The organism is Pseudomonas marincola, from assembly GCF_900682675.2.
GTDB lineage: Bacteria > Pseudomonadota > Gammaproteobacteria > Pseudomonadales > Pseudomonadaceae > Aquipseudomonas > Aquipseudomonas marincola.
Genome location: NZ_LR215729.2, coordinates 455,440 through 477,302 on the forward strand (window position 1 = coordinate 455,440; position 21,863 = coordinate 477,302).

Annotated in this window: 21 protein-coding genes; 13 read left to right on the forward strand and 8 right to left on the reverse strand. The window is 58.5% G+C overall.

All coding sequences use genetic code 11. From position 1 onward, the window contains the following. Positions 1-178: 178 nt before the first annotated feature. The 3 genes from PMYSY11_RS01960 to gpmI form a co-directional block, all read right to left on the reverse strand. Positions 179-1,480: a S41 family peptidase gene (locus tag PMYSY11_RS01960; protein ID WP_150548173.1), complete on the reverse strand. Its 1,302-nt coding sequence runs from the start codon at positions 1,478-1,480 to the stop codon at positions 179-181. A 180-nt stretch (positions 1,481-1,660) separates the two neighbouring features. Next, the gene (locus tag PMYSY11_RS01965) at positions 1,661-2,914 is read right to left on the reverse strand and encodes a murein hydrolase activator EnvC family protein (RefSeq protein WP_150548174.1); all 1,254 of its coding nucleotides are present in this window, start codon (positions 2,912-2,914) and stop codon (positions 1,661-1,663) included. Between the two features lie 247 nt (positions 2,915-3,161). Further along, complete coding sequence (gpmI, locus tag PMYSY11_RS01970) at positions 3,162-4,697, reverse strand: 2,3-bisphosphoglycerate-independent phosphoglycerate mutase (RefSeq protein ID WP_150548175.1); 1,536 nt, start codon at positions 4,695-4,697, stop codon at positions 3,162-3,164. A 473-nt stretch (positions 4,698-5,170) separates the two neighbouring features. On the opposite strand from gpmI, the gene PMYSY11_RS01975 reads away from it, so the two are divergent. The 3 genes from PMYSY11_RS01975 (at position 5,171) to secB (ending at position 6,419) form a co-directional block, all read left to right on the forward strand. Then, positions 5,171-5,584, forward strand: a complete 414-nt coding sequence (locus tag PMYSY11_RS01975; protein ID WP_069902419.1) for a rhodanese-like domain-containing protein — start codon at positions 5,171-5,173, stop codon at positions 5,582-5,584. A 1-nt stretch (position 5,585) separates the two neighbouring features. After that, positions 5,586-5,840: a glutaredoxin 3 gene (grxC, locus tag PMYSY11_RS01980; protein ID WP_069902420.1), complete on the forward strand. Its 255-nt coding sequence runs from the start codon at positions 5,586-5,588 to the stop codon at positions 5,838-5,840. A 93-nt stretch (positions 5,841-5,933) separates the two neighbouring features. Further along, positions 5,934-6,419, forward strand: a complete 486-nt coding sequence (gene secB / locus PMYSY11_RS01985) for a protein-export chaperone SecB (RefSeq protein WP_069902421.1) — start codon at positions 5,934-5,936, stop codon at positions 6,417-6,419. A 699-nt stretch (positions 6,420-7,118) separates the two neighbouring features. Here secB and PMYSY11_RS01990 read toward each other — a convergent pair. The 4 genes from PMYSY11_RS01990 to PMYSY11_RS02005 form a co-directional block, all read right to left on the reverse strand. After that, positions 7,119-8,096: a hydrolase gene (locus PMYSY11_RS01990; protein WP_150548176.1), complete on the reverse strand. Its 978-nt coding sequence runs from the start codon at positions 8,094-8,096 to the stop codon at positions 7,119-7,121. A 99-nt stretch (positions 8,097-8,195) separates the two neighbouring features. After that, positions 8,196-8,789 carry a 16S rRNA (guanine(966)-N(2))-methyltransferase RsmD gene (gene rsmD / locus PMYSY11_RS01995; RefSeq protein ID WP_069902423.1) on the reverse strand — a complete coding sequence of 198 codons (594 nt, stop codon included), beginning with the start codon at positions 8,787-8,789 and terminating at the stop codon, positions 8,196-8,198. Next, entirely contained in the window at positions 8,789-10,261 is a 1,473-nt protein-coding gene (locus PMYSY11_RS02000; RefSeq protein WP_150548177.1) for a M16 family metallopeptidase, read from the reverse strand. Before PMYSY11_RS02000 ends, rsmD begins: the two co-directional genes overlap by 1 nt. Beyond that, complete coding sequence (locus PMYSY11_RS02005) at positions 10,254-11,609, reverse strand: M16 family metallopeptidase (protein WP_150548178.1); 1,356 nt, start codon at positions 11,607-11,609, stop codon at positions 10,254-10,256. The genes PMYSY11_RS02000 and PMYSY11_RS02005 overlap by 8 nt, the downstream gene beginning before the upstream one ends. Positions 11,610-12,066: 457 nt before the next feature. On the opposite strand from PMYSY11_RS02005, the gene ftsY reads away from it, so the two are divergent. The 5 genes from ftsY to PMYSY11_RS02030 all read left to right on the forward strand — a co-directional run bounded on the left by ftsY (position 12,067) and on the right by PMYSY11_RS02030 (position 16,831). Continuing rightward, a complete protein-coding gene (gene ftsY, locus PMYSY11_RS02010) occupies positions 12,067-13,416 on the forward strand; it encodes a signal recognition particle-docking protein FtsY (RefSeq protein ID WP_090513847.1) in 1,350 nt (449 codons plus the stop codon). A 59-nt stretch (positions 13,417-13,475) separates the two neighbouring features. After that, complete coding sequence (gene ftsE, locus PMYSY11_RS02015; RefSeq protein ID WP_069902427.1) at positions 13,476-14,144, forward strand: cell division ATP-binding protein FtsE; 669 nt, start codon at positions 13,476-13,478, stop codon at positions 14,142-14,144. Next, complete coding sequence (gene ftsX / locus PMYSY11_RS02020) at positions 14,144-15,160, forward strand: permease-like cell division protein FtsX (protein ID WP_069902428.1); 1,017 nt, start codon at positions 14,144-14,146, stop codon at positions 15,158-15,160. Before ftsE ends, ftsX begins: the two co-directional genes overlap by 1 nt. A 147-nt stretch (positions 15,161-15,307) precedes the next feature. After that, positions 15,308-16,162 carry an RNA polymerase sigma factor RpoH gene (rpoH, locus tag PMYSY11_RS02025; RefSeq protein ID WP_069902429.1) on the forward strand — a complete coding sequence of 285 codons (855 nt, stop codon included), beginning with the start codon at positions 15,308-15,310 and terminating at the stop codon, positions 16,160-16,162. Positions 16,163-16,219: 57 nt separating this feature from the next. Then, entirely contained in the window at positions 16,220-16,831 is a 612-nt protein-coding gene (locus PMYSY11_RS02030; protein ID WP_090513841.1) for a hypothetical protein, read from the forward strand. Between the two features lie 6 nt (positions 16,832-16,837). Here PMYSY11_RS02030 and mtgA read toward each other — a convergent pair whose 3' ends face one another. Then, positions 16,838-17,572: a monofunctional biosynthetic peptidoglycan transglycosylase gene (gene mtgA / locus PMYSY11_RS02035; protein ID WP_090513838.1), complete on the reverse strand. Its 735-nt coding sequence runs from the start codon at positions 17,570-17,572 to the stop codon at positions 16,838-16,840. Between the two features lie 70 nt (positions 17,573-17,642). Between mtgA and PMYSY11_RS02040 the strand changes: the two genes are divergently transcribed. The 5 genes from PMYSY11_RS02040 to PMYSY11_RS02060 all read left to right on the forward strand — a co-directional run bounded on the left by PMYSY11_RS02040 (position 17,643) and on the right by PMYSY11_RS02060 (position 21,771). Continuing rightward, positions 17,643-18,011 (forward strand): DUF423 domain-containing protein, encoded by a 369-nt coding sequence (locus PMYSY11_RS02040; RefSeq protein WP_090513834.1) that lies wholly within the window; start codon positions 17,643-17,645, stop codon positions 18,009-18,011. Positions 18,012-18,113: 102 nt separating this feature from the next. Further along, positions 18,114-18,314 carry a sulfur carrier protein ThiS gene (thiS, locus tag PMYSY11_RS02045; protein ID WP_069902433.1) on the forward strand — a complete coding sequence of 67 codons (201 nt, stop codon included), beginning with the start codon at positions 18,114-18,116 and terminating at the stop codon, positions 18,312-18,314. Positions 18,315-18,394: 80 nt separating this feature from the next. Beyond that, positions 18,395-19,189 (forward strand): thiazole synthase, encoded by a 795-nt coding sequence (locus PMYSY11_RS02050; RefSeq protein WP_090513831.1) that lies wholly within the window; start codon positions 18,395-18,397, stop codon positions 19,187-19,189. 127 nt (positions 19,190-19,316) lie between these two features. After that, entirely contained in the window at positions 19,317-19,988 is a 672-nt protein-coding gene (trmB, locus tag PMYSY11_RS02055) for a tRNA (guanosine(46)-N7)-methyltransferase TrmB (RefSeq protein WP_239655578.1), read from the forward strand. 439 nt (positions 19,989-20,427) lie between these two features. Next, positions 20,428-21,771: a DUF1329 domain-containing protein gene (locus tag PMYSY11_RS02060; protein WP_150548180.1), complete on the forward strand. Its 1,344-nt coding sequence runs from the start codon at positions 20,428-20,430 to the stop codon at positions 21,769-21,771. The last annotated feature ends 92 nt before the right edge of the window (positions 21,772-21,863 follow it).

Sequence of the window (21,863 nt, forward strand, 5' to 3'; positions counted from 1 at the left end):
ACGCAATCCGTCGTTGCGTAATCCGTCAATGGCGCGCATCGGATCAATGGCTCAACCGCATACATATCCAGGATTGTCATGACGGAAGCCCCTACGGGGATTCCATCCTCCACATATGCCGCCGCACAAATCCGGAGGATGGATAGCGGCGCGAAGCAACGCAATCCGTCATCGGCACTTAGTTGCTGCGGGTTACGTTCAGGCCTTTGAGCAGGTTCAGGGCCTGGCTCAGTTGGTAATCGTCGTCTTGCAGCTTGCTCTTGCTGGCGGCCTGGCTGCCGGTTGGCTTGTCTTTGCCGCCGTTGCCGTTACCGAGGTGGCCTTGCAGATCGGCTTCTTTGTAGATGGAGTCTGCTTGTAGCTTGGTGACCTTGGCGCGGGTGACTTCGATGTCTGGCACGATGCCCTGCGCCTGAATCGAGCGGCCATTAGGCGTGTAGTACAACGCCGTGGTGAGTTTCAGGGCGCGGTCGTTGGTCAGCGGCAATACGGTTTGGACCGAGCCTTTACCGAAGCTGTCGGTGCCCATCAGCACGCCGCGTTTGTGGTCTTGCAGGGCGCCGGCGACGATCTCGGAAGCCGAGGCGCTGCCGCCGTTGATAAGTACCACCAATGGCACGCCTTCGCTGGCGTCGGCCGGGTCGGCGGAGAAGCGCAGTTCTGAATTGGGAATGCGGCCCTTGGTGTAGACGATAAGGCCCTTCTTGAGGAAGTGGTCAGTCACTTCAACCGCTGCCTGCAGAACGCCGCCTGGGTTGTTGCGCAGGTCGAGAACGATACCGCTGAGCTTCTTGGCGTTTTCCTTGCGCAGTTTGGCCAGTGCCTTGCCGACTTCTTCGCCGGTTTTAACCTGGAACTGGGTGATGCGCAGGTAGCCGTAGCCGTCGTCCAGCAGTTCGCTCTTGACGCTTTTGACCTTGATCGCTGCGCGAGTCAGGGTCACGTCGAATGGTTTGCCGCCATCGCGTACCAGGGTCAGCTTGATCTTGCTGCCTGCTTTGCCGCGCATCTTGTCGACGGCTTCCATCATCGACAGGCCTTTGGTCGGCTGGTCGTCGATTTTGATGATCAGGTCGCCCGGCTGGATGCCCGCCGCCGAGGCCGGGGTGTCGTCGATGGGCGATATCACTTTGACGAAGCCGTCTTCCATGCCGACTTCAATCCCCAGGCCGCCAAACTCACCGCTGGTGCTTTCCTGAAGTTCAGCGAAGTCATCTGGCTCAAGGTAGGCCGAGTGCGGGTCGAGGTTGCTGAGCATGCCTTTGATGGCGTTTTCCAGCAGGGTCTTGTCGCTCACCGGTTCGACGTAGGCGGTCTTGATCCGGTCCATCACCTCGGCAAAAGTGCGCAGCTCATCGAGCGGCAGCGGCGCCTTGCTGCTGGCTACAGTCTCAGTGGGCTCTGCAGCGTGCAACAACGAGGCTCCGCCCAGCAGTGTTGCTGCCAGGGCGAGCGATGTGGCGCGGAACAATTGCGGCATAGCGTACAAACTCCTACACGATGAGGTGGCGCATATCTTGTGGCGCAAAACGGGCGGTGTAACGCATTAGCGTAACGACCGTTTACAAAATGTTTAAGTTCAGTAAGTAAATCACGTTTTAACGCTGCACTGGCATCTGCCTTTAATTAAGTGGTTGCCGGTGCACATGAAAGTTGTTGTTCAACCCTGCGAGCGACACCATTGCGTCGGGTTGCTGGGGCGGCCTTGCTGGCGAATGGCGAAGTACAGGGCCGGGGTGCTCTGCCCGCCGCTGGTGCCGACAGTCGCGATGGCCTCACCGGCTTTGACGATATCGCCGGCATCTTTCAACAGGCTCTGATTATGGCCATAAAGCGTCAGATAACCGTTGCCGTGGTCCAGAATCACCAGCAGGCCGGCGCCGCGTAACCAGTCGGCAAACACCACGCGGCCACCGTGTACGGCATGAACCTGGCTGCCGGCTTGCGCGCCGATGAGTACGCCGTCCCACTTGGTGCGGGTGTCTTCGCCGCGTGCGGTGCCAAAGCTTGCGACGATTCGCCCGTTAACCGGCCATGGCAATTTGCCCTTGGCCTTGGCGAACGGGCCGCCGTATACCGCGCCAGAAGTAACAATCGGGCCGCTGGCTGGGCGGTTTGGGGTAGCGCTTTGCTGCTCGCGTTGTTGTTTGCGAGCTTCGGCGAGTGCCCGTTGGCGCGCCAGTTCGGCTTCGCGGGCCTGGCGGGCGAGGGTGGCTTCGATGGTTTTGATTACGTTGGTGAGTTGCTGCTGGTCTTTCTGGCGGGATTTTAGCTTGCGGTCACGATCTGAATATTGCTTGTCGAGCTTGGCCAGTGCCAGTTTTCGCTCTTCCCGCACCTTGGCAAGTTTGGCCGTGCGGTCGTCCAGTGCGTTTTTCTGCTCCAGCAGTTTGTTTTGCTGGGCGATGATGTCTTGTTCAACGTTACGCAGTTGCTCGAGCGTCTCGTTGAAGGCGCTGAGCTGTTCCATGCGCGCCTCACTGACGTAGTCGTAATACGTCATGGTGCGCGAGAATTTTTCCGGGTTTTGCTGGTTGAGCAGCAGCTTGAGGTATTCCTGCCGGCCGCTCTGGTAAGCCGCGCGGGCTTGAATGCCGATCAGTCGTTGCTGTTCGAGGCGCGCTTCTTCGAGTTTTTTTTTCTCTGCATCCAACCGTTTGGCTTCTTCTTCACCGCTTTCCAGTTCTTTTTGCAGGTCGTTGACCTGTTTCTCCAACTGGCCCATCTCGGTTTCAGTCTGCTTCAGCGACTTCTGCACGCCGGACTTTTCTTTCTGCAGGTTATCCAGCAGTTTTTTTAGTTCGGCAACATCCTTCTGCGCCGCTTTGAGCTGTTGTTCGGCGGCTGCTTTGTCATCGGCAAATACCGGAGACACCAGGCAGGTCATAAGCACGAAGATGAGAGCGCGATACATGGGGCGGGCGGCACCTGGATAAAGGGTCGGACTGTGGATAACTCAGCGCGGGTGTGGGCAACTCAAACCTGGCCAAACCAGCCGGAAGCAAACGCCAATGGCCTGCTCCAGCTGTAATCGGGGCGGCTTGATAATGCACGACCAGCCACACAACGCACGCGACCTAGTATGCCTAAAAAATCGGCGACCCGCTGCATGCTTGTCTGCCAGCCGTGCGGGCTGGCAGGTTTGCGCTGTGATGCAGGCCTTATTTCAGGCTGACGATGCTGGTGCCGGTCATTTCGGCAGGCACTTCGAGGCCCATCAACGTCAACATGGTCGGCGCCACATCAGCTAGCACGCCGCCTTCACGCAGGCCAACGTTACGCTTGCCGACATAAATGAAAGGCACCGGCTCGCAGGTATGAGCGGTATGTGCCTGGCCGGTGCAGACGTCTTCCATCTGTTCGACGTTGCCGTGGTCGGCAGTAATCAGTGCTTCGCCGCCGACTTTGTCGAGGGCTGCCACGATGCGACCCACACAGCTGTCGAGGCATTCAACGGCGGCGACGGCGGCCGAGAACACGCCGGTGTGGCCAACCATGTCGCCGTTGGCGTAGTTGACGACAATCACGTCGTAGCGCTGATTTTCAATCGCATCGACAATCTTGTCGGTGACTTCGGGTGCGCTCATCTGCGGCTGCAGGTCGTAGGTCGCAACGTTTGGCGACGGGATCAGAATGCGTTCCTCGCCTGCAAACGGCTCCTCGCGGCCACCGGAGAAGAAGAAGGTTACGTGCGCGTACTTCTCTGTCTCGGCAATGCGCAGCTGGGTCTTGCCCTGCTTGGCCAGGTATTCGCCGAGCACGTTGCTCAGGGCATCCGGCTTGAATGCGCTTGGGGTTTTGATGCTGGCGGAGTACTGGGTCAGCATCACGAAGTCAGCCAGCTTGGGCACGTAGCTACGCTCGAACTCGCTGAAGTCCGGCTCGACAAAGGTGCGGGTCAATTCGCGGGCACGGTCGGCGCGGAAGTTCATGAACACCACCGCGTCGCCATCTTCAACGCGTACAGCGTCGCCGATGGTGGTGGCTTTGACGAATTCGTCGTTCTCTTCGCGGGCGTAGGCGGCGGCGAGGCCGGCTTGCGCGGACTCGGCGTTGAACAGACCCTGGCCGGTGGCGATCAGTTGATAGGCTTGCTCTACGCGGTCCCAGCGATTGTCGCGGTCCATCGCAAAGTAGCGGCCGATCAGGCTGGCGAAACGGCCTTTGCCAACGCGGGCGAAGGTGTTTTCAATGAACTCGATTGGCGCTTCAGCGCTTTTCGGCGGTGTATCGCGACCATCAAGGAAGGCGTGCAGGTAGATTTTCTCTGCGCCACGCTGAGCGGCCAGTTCGATCATTGCCGCGATGTGGTCCTGATGGCTGTGTACACCGCCATCCGAGAGCAGGCCGAGGATGTGCACGGCTTTGCCAGCGCCAACGGCCTTGTCGACCGCGCTGGTAATCGCGGCGTTGTTGAAAAAGTCGCCGTCTTGAATGGCTTTGGTCACGCGGGTGAAATCCTGATACACCACGCGGCCGGCGCCGAGGTTCATATGGCCGACTTCCGAGTTGCCCATCTGGCCATCTGGCAGGCCAACATCCATGCCGCTGCCCGAGATCAAACCGTGTGGCTGAGTGGCCAGCAGGTGATCGTAAACCGGGGTGTTTGCGGCGTAGATAGCGTTGAATTCCGGGTTGTCACTATGGCCGAAGCCATCAAGGATAATCAGGACCAAAGGGGTTGGCGTGGCGCTCATAAAGCTGGCTCACTCTGCGTTTTGTGCGAAAGATCAGCCATTTTAAGCCCTGCGAGCGTCTACGTCACCGCCACAGACGTTTTGCGCGACATAGGGCCGCTGGGGGCGGGGTGTTTGCTTCGATGCAAGTGTGTTGATTGTTTGTATAGAAGGCAGCGGTCAGCGCGCTTTCGTCGGTACGTGTGCTGATTGGGTGGCTCAAGCACGCGCAAGCTGGCGGTCTGCCGCGGTGCCAGTCGATCAGGTCGCGCGGCTTGAATCGCCAGGCAAAGGCCTACAGCCAGTAACATGTAGGGCTGCCTCATCGTGACTGATAGTGGTAAAGTCACGCGCAATTTCGTGTGTTGCCAGTCTGGAAGATTGGCTTTTGTGGGCTTGAACCGGTTGTGGTTAGAGCTGCACGCACGGTTCTCAGAGGGAGAGCACGCCAGGAATGGTCTGCTCCTTCCGACTTATCGCCCTGGAATATTCTGATGCTTGCCCATCTAATCGAATTCGTTACAAACCACTTTATTCTGAGTGGCATTTTCGTCGTACTGCTGGTGTTGCTGCTGTTTACTGAAATGCGCAAAGGCGGCAAAAGCCTGAGCAGCCGCGAGTTGACTGCATTGCTTAACAGCGAGCAGGGTGTGGTTGTGGATATCCGTAATCAGAAAGACTTCTCGGCAGGTCATATTGTTGGTTCTGTACACATCCCGTACGAAAAGTTGACGTCGCGCATCGCCGAGCTTGAGAAGTTCAAAGACAAGACCGTTATCGTGGTCGATGCAATGGGTCAGCATGCTGGCACCTCTGCACGTGAGCTGATGAAGGCTGGCTTCACTGCCGCCAAGCTTGCCGGCGGCATTGCTAGCTGGCGTGGTGATAACCTTCCCGTGGTGAAGTGATATGTCTGAAGTCGTAATATATTCGAGTGACTACTGCCCGTTCTGCATGCGCGCCAAGCAATTGCTGAGCAGTAAAGGCGTAGACTTCAAAGAAATACAGGTTGATGGCAAACCGGGCGTTCGCGCTGAAATGACCAAGAAAGCTGGCCGTACGTCGGTGCCGCAGATCTGGATCGGCAGCACTCACGTTGGCGGCAGCGACGAACTATATGCGCTGGAGCGCGCGGGCAAACTCGACGCGTTGCTCAAAGGCTGACATCGGGTGTGATTACCGCCGGCAGGCCCGCGGGCTACTGATGCAGGTAATCACCCTTCAATTAACTGGCATTAACTACAAGAAGGCTTTGGCATGACTGAGCAAGCTAACAACGGCGCCGCACAGGGCGAACAAACTCCGCAGTTTTCCCTGCAGCGTATTTATGTGCGTGACCTGTCCTTTGAAGCGCCGAAGAGCCCTGAGATTTTCCGTCAGGAATGGACTCCAAGCGTTGAGATGGACCTGAACACTCGTCAGAAGTCGCTTGATGGCGATTTCCACGAAGTGGTGCTGACCCTGTCCGTAACCGTCAAGAACGGTGAAGAAGTTGCCTTCATTGCTGAAATCCAGCAGGCCGGTATCTTCCTGATCAAGGGCCTCGATGCAGCATCGATGAGCCACACCCTCGGCGCTTTCTGCCCGAACATCCTGTTCCCGTATGCACGCGAAACCCTGGACAGCCTGGTTGTTCGCGGCTCGTTCCCAGCCCTGATGCTGGCACCGGTGAACTTCGATGCCCTGTATGCCCAAGAGCTGCAGCGTATTCAGCAAGCCGCTCCGGACGCCACTGTTCAGTAACACCGAATAGTGTTGCTCTGCAGCAACCGCTGAAACAAAACCCCGACGGCCCAGGCCTCGGGGTTTTTTGTTTTATAGAGTTTGGATAATCGCCGCGAGAGAAAGCCTATTGTTCAGCCCATATGGCGCCATGACGGATTAACCTACGGTTTATCCATCCTCCGTTGGGTTTATGCGTTCGCCGCAAATCCCCAGCCGAACCCCGTCGGATGATGGATAGCCCTGTCGGGGCAATCCGTCATAGCGGTGTATATCTCGCAAACCATTCGCGCCGCCGCGCAATTCTGCAACGCAAACAAACGCCCGATCTGGCGTAACCGATAATCAGCTATGACGGATTAACCTGCGGTTTATCCATCCTCCGTTCGAATTATGCGTCCGCCGCGAATCTTTGGCCGAACCCCGTCGGAGGACGGATAGCCCTGTGGGCAATCCGTCATAGCGATGTATGCCTTGCGAAAATATTCGCGCCGGAGCCCAACGCCGCAACGCAAAAAACGCCCGATCTGGCGCGACCGATAATTAGCCATGACGGATTAACCTGCGGTTTATCCATCCTCCGTTCGAATTATGCATCTGCCGCAAATCTTTGGCCGAACCCCATCGGAGGACGGATAGCCCTGTGGGCAATCCGTCATGCGATTTACGACCCGCAAAACATTTTGAGCCAAGCACCTTGGCCTGTGTGTTCGGCTCGCTTTAACTCGCCAGCCACTGCGGGATTCTGCGTTCGAGGTAATAGCCCGGTTTTTTCACGCTGCCGTCGATGAAGCCAACGTGACCGCCGTGTGCGTGCAGTTCAAACTCGGTGCTGGCCGAGAGTTCATGCGCATCCGGCAGGCTTTGGCGGAAGACGAAGGGATCGTCTGCGGCCTGAATCAGCAGCGTGCGGCATTCGATTGCGCCGAGGTAATAACGGCTCGATGAGCGTTTGTAATAATCCTGCGCATCGCTGAAACCATGCAGCGGCGCGGTGATGCGGCCGTCAAAGTCCCAGAAGGTGCGCATATTCTCAAGCGAGCCCAGGCTATCGAGCTTGGCCAGGTGTTCGGTTTGGCCGTGATGGGCAAACAGGCGCTGTTTATTCTTCACATAGGCGACCATCTCGCGCATGAAGTGCGCTTGATACACCTTGGAAAAACCTAGGCCGATGCGGTCCGCGCACTGGTCCAGCCGGTAGGGCACCGACACCGCCACCGCGCCTTGCAGGTGGCTTTGCGGGCCACTTTCGCCCAGGTATTTGAGCAACACATTGCCGCCCAGCGAATACCCCACTGCATACAATGGCGCCATTGGCCGCTGGGCGCGCAGGTGATTGATGGTTTCGCGCAAGTCTTCACTGGCGCCCGAATGGTAAGCCCGGGGCAAAAGGTTGGGCTCGCCCGAGCAGCCGCGCCAATTCAAGGCCACACTGGCCCAGCCTTGTTGCGCCAGGCTCTGCTGCAAGCCGAGCACATAAAGTGAACTGGAGGAGCCGGTAAGACCGTGCAGCACCAGAACCAGTGGTGCCTCGACATCGTGCTGGCCGTACCAGTCGAGGTCGAGAAAGTCGCTGTCAGCCAGCCACAGACGTTCCCGGCGACGCTCAAGTTTCGGCGGAGTGCGACACATCGAATTCCACAGCGTTTGGCTATGTGCGCCAGGTAACCACCAGGCTGGTTTGAATGCTGTGTTCATGCTGTTTCCGATCTGTAGTTCGTCGGGCGCCGAGCCGACGCAAGCAGGCGCTTCAGGTGCAATACCCGTCACGCCAGCACTGCAAAAGCCTGCCTTGGCTTAAGCCGTACGCTGCCACAAGGCGTAGTAAACCTGCCCGGATTTCTTCTCCCGGTGCAGGCGCCAGTTGCCTGGCAAGCCCAGTGTGGATGGCGCGGTTTCGCTTTCACTATAAATCCACGCATCACTGCTCAGCCAGCCGTGTGTTTCCAGCAGATTGCACGCCGGGGCCAGCAAATTCTGGTGGAACGGCGGATCGAGAAACACCAGATCGAACTGGGTCGCAGGCTGGGTTTGCAGATACGTCAGCGCATCAGCCTGAGCCAATTGGCCGTGCTCGCAGCGCAGCGTTTGCAAATGCCCACGCAGGGAGGCAATCGAGTCCGGGTTCATGTCCAGTGCCAGCGCGCGGGAGGCGCCACGTGACAAAGCCTCGAGAAACAATGCGCCGCTGCCGGTGAACACATCGAGCACTTTGGCGCCTTCAACGTAAGGCGCCAGCCAGTTGAACAGGGTTTCCCTTACGCGATCGGGCGTTGGCCGCAAACCCTGTGCGTCCGGAAAGCTGAAGCGGCGCGAACGCCACTCGCCCGCGATGATTCGCAGTTGGCCGAGGCCCGAGTGGCTGGGATTGATTCCTGCAGATTTACGCATCAGTGCTCCGGTACGCCAGCGGGTTGCTCGACAGGTTTGTCGGTCGGTGGCGGTAGTTCTTTTTGCTCAACTGTAGGGCCGGCGGTAACGATTACCAGCGCTTCAGGGTCGAGGTGTTTGGCCATGGCAGTTTTCACCTGCTCAACCGTTAATGCCTGCACTTGCTGCATAAAGGTTTCGAGGTAATCCAATGGCAGATTATAGAAGCCGATAGAACCCAGTTGGCCGACAATTGCTTCATTGCTGGCGGTCGAAAGCGGGAAGCTGCCTGCCAGCTCACGCTTGGCTTTGTTCAGCTCATCTTCAGTCGGGCCGTTCTTCAGGTAATCAGCGAGCAGGTCTTTGACCAGTTGCAGAGTGCCGGCGCTGAGTTCGGCGCGGGTTTGCAGGTTGATCATGAACGGGCCGCGCGCCTGCATGGCGCTAAAGCCTGAGTAGACGCCGTAAGTCAGGCCGCGCTTTTCGCGGACTTCTTCCATCAGGCGTGTGCCGAAACCGCCGCCACCGAATATCTGGTTGCCCAGATACAGCGCTGCATAGTCCGGGTCACGCCGGTCGATGCCCATTTGCGCGATCATCAGGTGCGTCTGTTTGGACGGGAACTCGATGTGCTCGGTCTTGGCTTTCGGCTCTTGTGGCTGGGCAATAACCGCGAGCGCCGGGCCTTTCGGCAGGTCGGCAGAAACCTGGGCGGCCAGCGCTTCGGCTTCAGCACGTGACAAATCACCCACCAGCGCGATCACCGTGTTGCCAGCGGCGTAAGCCTTGGCGTGGAACGCTTGCAGTTGTTCGCGGGTGATTGCCGGAATCGATTTCTCGTTGCCGTCACTCGGGTGGGCGTAAGGATGGTCGCCGTAGAGATTGGCGAACAATGCCTGGCTTGCCAATGTGCCGGGGTTCTTCTTTTTATACTCGAAGCCCGCCAACACCTGATTCTTGATCCGATCGAGCGAGTCTTGCGGGAATGTAGGCTTGCCGAGCACTTCACCAAACAGTTTCAGCGCCGGTTCGCGCTTGTCGGCGGCACTCAGGCTGCGCAAGCTGGCGACGGCCATGTCGCGGTAGGAGCCGTTGCCGAAATCGGCGCCGAGGTCTTCAAAGCCGGCCGCGATTGCACTGACATCCTTACCCGGCACGCCTTCGTTGAGCATGGCGTTGGTCAGCATGGCCAGGCCCGGCTTATCGCCGTCCTGGCTGCTGCCGGCGGCGAATGTCAGGCGCAGATCGAACATCGGCAATTCATGGGCTTCAACGAAAAGCACCTTGGCGCCTTCCTTGGTTTTCCATGACTGGATGTTCAGGTCGCGACGCACGGGCGCTTTGCCGTCGAGGCCAGCGAGTGATTCGAGTTTGCTGCCATCAATTTTGGCGGTGTCTGCCAGCGCGTTGTGGCTGATAACCAGCGAGGTGCTCAGCGCCAGGCCGAGCAGGCCGCGAGTGAGGCAGTGGCCAAGACGGTTGCGCTTATTCATTGCCCTTCTCCTCAGGTAATACATAGGCGACGCTGAGGCGGTCGCGGGTAAAGAAGGTTTTCGCGGCTGCCTGAATGTCAGCCGGCGTTACGGCTTCAAGCGCCTTGAGTTCCTGATCCATCAACTTCCAAGACAGGCCCACGGTTTCAAGTTGGCCAATGGCCATGGCCTGACCGGTAATCGAGTCGCGCTCATAAACCAGTCCGGCAATGACCTGGGCGCTTACGCGGGCCATTTCTTCAGCGCTTGGCGGGTTCTTCTTGAGGTCTTCCAGTTCGGCCCACAAGCCAGCTTCGGCCTGCTCGATGGTCTTGCCGGTTTGTTCGTTCGGCGTGGCGGAAAGCACAAACAGGCTGTCGCCCCGGCTGAACGGCTCGTACCAGGCCGATGCGCCGGAGACCAGTTCCTGACCGCGCTCAAGGCGTGATGGCAGGCGTGCGCTGTAACCACCGTCGAGCAGCGCCGAGATCAGACGCAAGGCATGCACCTGACGCGGGTCTTTTGCCGTCGCAAGGCCGGGCACGTTGAAGCCCATCAGCAAGTTCGGCAGTTGGGTATTAACATGCAGGGTGATTTTGCGTTCACCCGGCGTGGCCAGCTCCAGCGGCGCTTTGGACGAAGGCACGGCGCGACGCGGGACTGGACCGAAGTATTTCTCGCTGAGCTTTTTAACCTGATCTGCCGTCACATCACCGACGACAACCAGCGTCGCGTTGTTCGGCGCATACCAGGCCTGGTACCAGTCACGCAGCTCTTCAACCTGCATGCGTTGCAGGTCGGCCATCCAGCCAATGGTCGGCGTGTGATAGCCGCTGGCAGGGTAAGCCATGGCCTTGAAACGCTCGAATGCCTTGCTGGTGGGTTTGTCATCGGTGCGCAGGCGGCGTTCTTCCTTGATCACTTCGATCTCGCGCTTGAACTCGTCAGCCGGGACTTTCAGCGTTGCCATGCGGTCTGCTTCAAGCTCGAAGGCGACGGGCAGGCGATCGCTGGCGAGCACCTGGTAGTAAGCGGTGTAGTCATCGCTGGTGAAGGCGTTTTCTTCGGCGCCGAGTTCACGCAGCACGTGTGACGCTTCGCCCGGGCCGAGCTTTTCGCTGCCTTTGAACATCATGTGTTCAAGGGCGTGCGACAAGCCAGTGCGGCCCGGTGTCTCGTAGCTGGAGCCCACCTTGTACCAAAGTTGGGAAACCACCACGGGGGCGCGATGATCTTCGCGGACAATGACCTTGAGGCCGTTGTCGAGGGTGAATTCGTGAGTCGGTTGCGGGGCGGCGGCCAGCGCGCTCAGCGGCACAACAAGCGCGCTGAGGAACAGGCCTGCAGCCTGATGGCAAAATGATTTCATAAGAGGTGTATTCACATTCAGAGAGCGTTCAGGTCTGGCGTGTAAACAATGCCAGTCCGCGGAGTTTCGCCTCGTGAGGCGCTGGCCAGAAGGGCTGCGCTGCAGACCCTGTGGATTGTCGCGTTTCGTCGTGAATTGGGAGCTAACAAACAGGTCTCCTCGGTTTTTGCCTTGAGCCCCGCAGGGTCAGGCGTAATCATCTATCTGGCACGTGGGTCACAACCCAGGCCGGCAATCGGCTTACAGACCTATTGGTTACAGCGAACTGTCGGTTGGGCACGCTTGGGCTTAGCCTCGACGGTCGCGGAGGTGCTAGGATACTCATCCGTTTGACTGACGACCATGCCTGTAAACGTGACTAAACACCATGTTGTGCCGAGAACGTGCGAGTTCAACGTATAAATGGTGCTTTAGTGTGGTTTGCCAGCCTGTCGCATCTTTGAGATAGCCGTCCTCCATGTTTGGTTCCAACGACGACAAGAAGACCCCCGCACAGCCTGCGGACAAAAACACCGATCAGCCCACTGAGAAAAAGGGCCTGTTCGGCTGGTTGCGCAAAAAGCCGCAAGAGCCTGCTGCGCCTGCATCGCCGCCCGCTGAGCCCGCCGCCCCGGCGCCAGTTGAGCCTGCCGTTACAGAGTCGGCTCAACCCGTGCAGCCGCTGCCACCTGTTGAGGCCCCCGTTGCGCCTGCGCCGGTAGTCCAGCCGCAGCCTGTCGAGCCCGAGCAGCCAGCCGCTGCCGCGCCAGAACCGGTTGCGCCAGTAGCGCCCGAGCCAGAGCCTGCACCCGTGGTTGCTGCGCCTGAGCCTGTTGCTGCTCCAGTGGTTGCAGCTGCGGTTGAGGCCGCGCCTGCGGTCGAGCAGAACAAGCCGGACGATAATCAGGGCGGCTGGTTTAGCCGCCTGAAGAAAGGCTTGTCGAAGACCGGTTCGAGCCTTGGCGAAGGCATGGCCAGCTTGTTCCTGGGCCAGAAGACCATCGACGATGACATGATCGACGACATCGAAACCAGCCTGCTGGTGGCCGATGTCGGGGTCGAGGCAACCAACGTCATCATCGATAACCTCAGCCAGAAGGTTGAGCGCAAGCAACTGACCAACAGCAATGCGCTGTATCAGTCGCTGCAGGAAGAATTGACCGCCATGCTCAAGCCTGTCGAGCAGCCGCTGGTGATCGACACCAGCAAACAGCCGTATGTGATTCTGGTGGTTGGCGTTAACGGCGCCGGCAAGACCACCACCATTGGCAAGCTGGCGAAGAAACTCCAGCAGGAAGGCAAGAAAGTCATGCTCGCGGCTGGCGATACCTTCCGCGCCGCAGCCGTCGAGCAGTTGCAGGTGTGGGGCGAGCGTAATCAGATCGCGGTCATTGCCCAGCACACCGGCGCCGATTCTGCCTCGGTTATTTTCGATGCGGTGCAGGCTGCCAAATCACGTGGCATGGATGTGCTGATCGCTGATACGGCAGGTCGCTTGCACACCAAAGATAACCTGATGGAAGAACTGAAGAAGGTTCGCCGGGTCATAGGTAAGCTTGATGACACCGCGCCGCACGAAGTGCTGCTGGTATTGGATGCCGGCACCGGGCAAAACGCGATTAATCAGGCTAAACAGTTCAATCAGACAGTGGCTCTTACCGGTCTGGCGCTGACCAAGCTTGATGGCACAGCCAAAGGCGGGGTTATTTTCGCCCTGGCCAAACAGTTCGGTTTGCCAATCCGTTACATCGGCGTGGGCGAGGGCATTGATGACTTGCGCACGTTTGAAGCAGAAACATTTGTACAGGCCCTGTTTGCTCAGCGTTAATTCACGCTGAGCAGTAGTAAGCGAAGCACTTGTAGAAAATAACCAAGGATACTCTCTCGATGATTCGTTTCGAGCAGGTCGGTAAGCGTTATCCGAATGGTCACGTTGGGCTCCACGAACTGAGTTTTCGTGTGCGCCGTGGTGAGTTCCTCTTCGTGACCGGCCACTCGGGTGCCGGCAAAAGTACCCTGTTGCGCTTGTTGTTGGCGATGGAACGGCCGACTAGCGGCAAGTTGCTACTCGCTGGGCAGGATCTGGCGCAGATCACCAACGCGCAGATTCCTTATCTGCGTCGGCAGATCGGCGTGGTGTTCCAGAATCACCAGCTGCTGTTCGATCGCAGCGTCTTCGACAATGTCGCCCTGCCGTTGCAGATTCTCGGTTTGTCCAAAACCGAAATCGGCAGCCGCGTAGGTTCGGCGTTGGAGCGCGTGGCGCTGTCCGATAAAGCCGAGTTGTTCCCCGGCGACTTGTCGACCGGTCAACAGCAGCGCGTGGGTATCGCCCGCGCCATTGTTCATCGTCCGGCCTTGCTGCTGGCGGATGAGCCAACCGGTAACCTCGACCCGCGTCTGGCCGCCGAGATCATGGGCGTGTTTGAAGACATCAATAAGCTTGGCACCAGTGTGCTGATCGCCAGTCACGACTTGGCTCTGATCGCGCGGATGCGTCACCGCATGCTGACCCTGCAACGTGGCCGCCTGATTGGTGACGGGGAGGCCGTGTAATGAGCGCAACCCGTATTCCACCACCGCAGCCCGCTCAGCGTGTTGGCGCTGCGCCGAAGAAAGTAGACCCTAAAATCCCTGATGAAGGGCCGGATTTCCGCACCCAGTTCCATGCCTGGGTCGAGAGCCATCGGGCGAGTATTGTCGACAGCTTGCGCCGTCTTGGCCGGCAGCCGATTGGCAGCTTTTTCACCTGTTTGGTAATGGCCGTGGCGCTGAGCCTGCCGATGGGCTTGTCGTTGCTACTTAATAACGTCGAGCGTTTGGGCGGTTCATGGCAGCGCGCGGCGCAGATCTCGCTGTTCATGCAGTTGGACGTTAAAGATGCGGCAGGGCAGGCGCTGAGTAAGCAGATCGAAGGCATGCCCGATGTCGCAAGCGCCGAGTGGATCAGTCGCGAGCAGGCGCTGGCCGAGTTCCAGCAGCAGTCCGGGCTGGGCCAGGCGCTCAAGGAATTGCCGGATAACCCATTGCCAGGTGTGGTGCTGGTGACGCCGCAAGAGGTCGACAAACCCACGCTGGAAGCATTGCGCCAGCGTTTGTCGGAATTGCCCAAGGTCGAGCAGGCGCAGGTTGACCTGCTCTGGGTTGAGCGGTTGTCGGCGATTCTCAAGCTCGGCGAGCGATTTGTATTCGGCCTAACCTTATTGTTAGTCATGGCGTTGCTGCTGGTAATCGGCAACACCATTCGTCTGCACATCGAGAACCGGCGCACCGAAATCGAGGTCATAAAGCTGGTTGGCGGCACAGACAGTTACGTGCGTCGGCCCTTCCTTTATATGGGCGCGCTCTATGGTTTTGGTGCCGGGCTGTTGGCATGGCTGGTGCTGGCTTACGGCCTGAACTGGCTGAACGGGGCCGTGGTTAATCTCGCCGGTCTGTATGGCAGCAACTTTGCCCTTGATGGCGTACCGGCAGGTGATGGTTTCTCGCTGGTAATTGGTGCGGTTCTGCTGGGTTATATCGGCGCATGGCTGGCGGTAGCGCGGCACTTGAGAGAACTGGCTCCACGCTGAGCAGGCCGCTGCTCAGGCAGCGCCGTAATACTTTAGTAACTAATTGATTTGATTGATGTTGACTATTGGTCGGGGAACTTGTAGAAGCGTTCCATGTCTGATTTGGCAGTGTTAGACTGCACACGATTCGTCAGTCGGAGGAATTAAATGTCCACTTCATTGCAACCTGTACATGCTTTGGTTCCAGGCGCAAACCTGGAGGCATACGTGCATGCGGTCAACGGCATTCCACTGCTGTCGCCGGAGCAGGAACGCGAGCTGGCCGAAAGCCTTTTTTACAAGCAGGACCTCGAAGCTGCACGGCAGATGGTGCTCGCGCATCTGCGTTTCGTCGTGCACATCGCCCGTAGCTATTCTGGCTATGGCCTGGCTCAGGCAGACCTGATCCAGGAAGGTAATGTTGGCCTGATGAAGGCCGTGAAGCGTTTCAACCCGGAAATGGGTGTGCGTCTGGTGTCGTTTGCAGTGCATTGGATTCGTGCCGAAATCCACGAGTTCATTTTGCGTAACTGGCGCATCGTCAAAGTGGCGACCACCAAAGCTCAGCGTAAGCTGTTCTTCAACCTGCGCAGCCAGAAGAAGCGTCTTGCCTGGCTGAACAACGATGAAGTGCACGCTGTTGCCGAGAGCCTCGGGGTTGAGCCGCGCGAAGTGCGCGAGATGGAAAGCCGCCTGACCGGCCACGACATGGCCTTTGATCCGGCCAACGACGCGGACGACGAAAGCGCATTCCAGTCGCCAGCCCAGTATCTGGAAGACAACCGTTACGACCCGGCGCAACAGCTGGAGAATGCGGATTGGTCCGACAGCTCAAGCGCTAATCTGCACGAAGCGCTGCAAGGCCTCGACGAGCGCAGCCGTGACATCCTCTATCAGCGCTGGTTGGCTGAAGAGAAGGCCACGCTGCATGACCTGGCCGCTAAGTACAACGTGTCTGCCGAGCGTATTCGTCAGCTCGAAAAGAACGCGATGAACAAGCTCAAAGGCTCGATCGCAGCCTGAGTCAGCAAATCGCTAAAGCCGCACTCAGGTGCGGCTTTTTTCTGCCTAGAGAAAATCATGAATTTTCGTTCGCTCAGCTCCAAGCACATTGTCTTCCTGATTATTGTGGCCGTTCTGTTCTTTGCCTGGGGCGCGTGGCTGACCAAGCCCGCTGCACCTGCATCTGCGCTCAAGTGGTTGTCGGGTTGGCAGCAACAGGTGCTCGACCCACTGGCCCAAGATCAACTGCATTTATCCGAGTTGGCGCATCAGGTCAGCGGCGATTTGTGGCTACAGCCACGCAAGGACGGCGCACGGTTGCTGTTTCGTGGCAGCTTCGAGGAGTCTGGCCAGCCGTGGGCCGTTGAAGGCGATGTGCAGATGGACGCCGCGGAAATGAGCAGCTTGATGGCGGCAGCGGGGTTGACTCCGCAGGATGATGAGCAGCCGCTGAGCGCGCAGATGCTGGCGCCGCTGGGCAAGCATCGGATAAGCGCCATCACCGTGCTGGCGCCCAAGGATATTGCGCCTGAGCGGCTGGTGAGCAGCATCGGCCAGCCGCGTTTGCGTTTGGAACTCCCGGCAGGTGTCGCCTGGGTGTATCCGCAGCAAGGCCTGACCGCACACATTCTCGATGATGCCGTGCAGCTGATCCGCATCGTCCCGAGCAAGTTGTTGCAGCAAGGTTAAGCCCGATCAGTTGAATCCGAGTTTTTTAATCCACTGGCTGGGCGCTGACTCAAGCTGGACCAGATAGTTGCTGCCGCCGAGCTGGCGCATCTGGCGGCGTATCCAGTTGGCCCGGCGGCTGACATAGGCGCTCGGACGGCTGGCGCTGCGGGTGAGCGGGCTCGGCAGAATGGCCGCCAGCAAACTCGCCTGCTGCGCAGACACATACGGCGCACCGACCCCGAAGTAATGCTGCGCGGCGGCTTCGGCGCCAAACACGCCGGTGTCCCATTCCGCGCTGTTGAGATACACCTCTAGAATTCGCTGCTTGGGCCAGAGCAGTTCGAGCAAGCCGGTAAACCACACCTCGACGCCCTTACGCAGCCAACTGCGACCCGACCACAGGAACAGGTTCTTGGCCACTTGCTGGGTGAGGGTGCTTGCCCCTCGAACCGTGCCGCCTTCCTGATTGTGCGCAATAGCCGCTCTGATCGCCGGAATATCAAAACCCCAGTGCTCGGCAAATTTCTGATCTTCGCCGGCAATCACTGCGATTTTGAGATCGTCGGATATTTGCGCCCACGGGCGCCACGTGCGCTGCAGATCGATCGGCTTGCCATCAATCCAGGACTCAATCTTGCGCTCGACCATCAACGCCGTGCCTGGCGGCGGTACCCAGCGGAAAATCAGCACGAGCAGGAATGAGCCGGCCATGAACCAGAAGATGACTTTTAACAGGAGGCGGCGGATGGTTCGGAACATGCGAGCTTGGCCGTGGAGAGTTTGCGCGCCATTATAGCGGCGACTTTGAACTTGTCTGGAGTGATCGCGTATGCGCATTTGGTTATTGTTGTCGGCTATTTCCGGTTTTACCGGTGTTGCACTGGGTGCATTTGCCGCGCACGGCCTCAAGAGCAAGCTTACCGCCGACTATCTGGCGGTGTTCCAGACCGGCACTCACTATCAGATGATCCATGCGCTGGCGCTGTTTGGCGTGGCCCTGTTGGCGCTGCACATGCCCAGCCGTCTGGTGACAATGGCCGGGGTGTTTTTCACCCTTGGCATTATCCTGTTCTCCGGCAGCTTGTATGCCCTGACCCTCAGCGGCATTGGCAAGCTGGGCATTATTACGCCATTCGGCGGCCTGGCATTTCTGGCGGGTTGGCTGTGTTTGGGCTTGGCTGCCTGGAAATTAACTTGACCGATGCGTCAGCTTTAATGACAAATGGCGCGTTGCAGTCTTGGTCATCCGGTTGGATCGGGCTAGAATGCCGACCCCCTCTCAAAATGTGACTGAGCCGTCATGCATATTCAGTTGAACGGTGAGCCTTTCGAGTTCCCAGATGGCCAGACGGTTGCTGATCTGATCAGCCACCTTGAGCTGACCGGCCAACGTGTGGCCGTTGAGCTTAATCTGGATATTGTCCCGCGCAGCCAGCACGCCAGCACGCGCTTGAGCGAAGGCGACCGCATAGAAGTGGTTCATGCCATCGGCGGCGGTTGAGACGCTGCATCCCCTATTTGACCATGCGCTGAACGTGCCCGCCGTTTGCCGCAGTGCCTATTTCGCATGAGGAGCTTTCGATGAATTCTGCTATTAAAGACAAGCCGTTCACTTTGGCCGGCCGTACTTTTCAGTCGCGTTTGCTGGTAGGCACGGGCAAATACAAAGACCACAGCGAAACCCGCGCGGCGATTGAAGCGTCAGGCGCCGAGATCGTAACCGTGGCCGTGCGCCGGACCAACATTGGTCAGCGCAAGGGCGAGCCCAACCTGCTCGATGTAATTTCGCCGGATCGCTTCACTATCCTGCCCAACACCGCCGGTTGCTACACCGCTGAAGAAGCCGTGCGCACCTGTCGCCTTGCGCGTGAACTGCTCGACGGCCATAACCTGGTCAAGCTTGAAGTCCTGGCCGACGACAAGACCCTGTTCCCGAATGTCATCGAAACCATCAAGGCCGCCGAGATTCTGGTCAAGGATGGCTTTGATGTGATGGTGTACACCAGCGATGACCCGATCATTGCGCGTCAGCTGGCGGCTATGGGCTGTATTGCGGTGATGCCGCTCGCCGGTCTGATTGGTACAGGTCTGGGCATCTGCAACCCGTATAATCTGCGCATCATTCTGGAAGAGGCCACCGTTCCGGTTCTGGTTGATGCCGGTGTAGGCACTGCATCCGACGCAACCATCGCCATGGAATTGGGCTGCGAGGCCGTGCTGATGAACAGCGCCATCGCTCACGCCCAGAACCCGGTCATGATGGCCGAAGCCATGAAGTACGCCATCGAGGCGGGCCGTCTGGCTTACCTCGCCGGACGGATGCCGAAAAAACTCTATGCCAGCGCCTCGTCGCCGCTGGACGGCCTGATCGGCTAATACTTAACCCTGACGCTTCTGCGCCGGCATCCTGTTGCTGGCGCAGGGCGACTTAGAACCAACGATTGAAGAGCACGTAATGACCGACTCGCACGATCCTCAGGCGCCAGCCGAGGCAACTCCCAAAATGCGCACCATCAAAAGTTTCGTGATGCGCGCCGGGCGCATGACCGAAGGCCAGCAGCGCGGTCTGGATCAAGGCTGGAGCAAGTTCGGCCTTGAACTGGAGCAGGGAGCCCCTGATTTCGATGCAGTGTTCGGTCGCAGCGCTCCGCGTACCTTCGAGATCGGATTTGGCATGGGGCATTCCCTGCTGGAGATGGCGGCCGCGGCTCCGGATCAGGACTTCATCGGGGTTGAGGTACATAGCCCGGGTGTTGGCGGGTTGCTCAATGGCTTGCTGACGCAGAACCTGACCAACGTGCGTGTGTATCGCTGCGATGCGCTGGAAGTGCTGCGTAATTGCATCGCCGATAACAGCCTTGACCGGCTGATGCTGTTCTTCCCGGACCCATGGCACAAGGCGCGTCACCACAAGCGCCGGATCGTTCAGGCAGCGTTTGCCGAGCTGGTTCGCCAGAAGCTCAAAGTGGGCGGCGTGCTGCACATGGCGACCGACTGGGAACCCTATGCCGAGTACATGCTGGAAGTCATGAACGCAGCGCCTGGCTATCAGAACCTGGCGGCTGACGGCCACTATGTACCGCGCCCGGAAGAGCGCCCGACGACCAAGTTCGAGCGTCGCGGTGAGCGCCTTGGCCATGGCGTGTGGGACCTGAAGTTCCAACGCAGCGCATAGGCCCTGCACTCTGGCCGGTCTTGGCGTTTTAGCGCGTTTGCCGATTTGCCCCAGCCTCTTCAACTCAATTGCACTGCTGTCTTGCGGCAGCGGTGCAGTTGCTTATCTGCGTAAATCCCCGGTTATTTGCCTTGGTTCATAAAGCCTGGTGATGGTGCTTTATGCACTGGCGCAAAAAACTCGACAGATTAAAAGCAAATGCTTGTTTGAATGGGTAAACTCCGCGCGGGATTAATCCCTCAGCTGCTGCGTGTGCGCCCGGATGCTTTCTATGGCTGCGCCGCGAGTGTCGAAACCGGCGCGGTTGAGGGGCAGGAGTAATCTTTGCGGGAAATGCCCGATGCCAGGACGGCGACTCACCACGACTGACCAATAAAGCCCGGCTCGTACCGGATATAAAAATACAGCGGCGCGGTCTTCTGCGCTGGGGGAGATTATTGTGTTACGTACACTTTCAGCACTGCTGTTAGCAGGCCTGGCGGTTCATGCGCAGGCTAAGGTTGATAGCGCGCAGGCCGATCGTCTGGGCCGGGATTTAACACCGCTGGGCGGCGAAATGGCAGGCAATGCTGCCGGCACCATCCCGCGCTGGGAAGGTGGCTTGGCGACACCGCCCGCCAACTATCAGCCGGGCATGCATCACCCGGACCCGTACGCGGGTGAGCAGCCGCTGTATAACGTCTCGGCGCAGAATCTTGCGCAGTACAAGGCGCAGTTGCCAATTGGCCTGCAGGTCATGCTGGAAAAAAATCCCGACTATTTCCTGCGCGTATTCCCCACCCATCGCAGCGCTGCCGCGCCGCAACGCATTTATGATGCGACTCAGCAAAATGCGCTGGGTGCCCGCCTTATCTCCGGCGGTAATGGCGTCGAGGGCGCGGCTTCAGGCATTCCGTTCCCGATTCCACAGAATGGCCAGCAGGCTATCTGGAATCACATCATGCGTTATCGCGGTGATCAGATTCGCTTCGTCACCAACCAGGCCGCGGTGCTGGAGAATGGCAGCTACAACTTGCTCAAGCTCGAGCGCGATATCTATTTCGTCTATGGCCGCGATGGCATGACCACAGGCGACCTGAACAACACCCTGTTCTATTACAAGTACAAGATTCTCGCGCCTTCACGCGTCGCCGGTTCTGCGCTGGTGGTGCAGGAAACAATCGATCAGGTTCTGGCCATTCGCAAGGCCTGGCGTTTCAGTCGTGGCGACCGCCGTGTGCGTCGCCTGCCAATGCTGGCTTACGATTCGCTGCAGCCAGACACCAATGGTCTGGCCACTGCCGACGTGGTTGACTCCTACAACGGCGCGCCGGATCGTTACGAATGGACGCTCAAGGGCAAGCAGGAAATGCTTGTGCCTTACAACAGCTATGCCGTTCACCAGCAGGGTATTCCTTACGAGAACATCGTTAAGAGCAAGCACCTCAACCCCGAATTGCTGCGCTATGAGTTGCACCGCGTTTGGGTGGTCGAGGCAGACCTGCGTAAAGGTTTCCGCCATCCGTTCGGCAAGCGCCGCTTCTATCTCGACGAGGACAGCTGGCAGATTCTCGCCGTTGACCTGTATGACATGGACGGCAAGCTGATTGGCCTGCAAGAAAGCCATCCGATCAGCTATTACGAGGTGCCGATGTTCGGCAGCACGTTAGAGACCATCTACGACTTCAAGGGCAACCGCTACTTTGTCGATGGCCTGGACAACAACGAGCCGATGTACGACTTCAATGCTGACTTGAAGCGGACCGACTTCACCGTACAGGCCCTGCGCAGCGGCGGCATCTAATCCGCAGTTACCGCAGCTAAATGAAAAAGCCCTGAATGCATGCATTCAGGGCTTTTTGGTTTTAGCGTCTCTGATTCTTGATCGAGCAACTG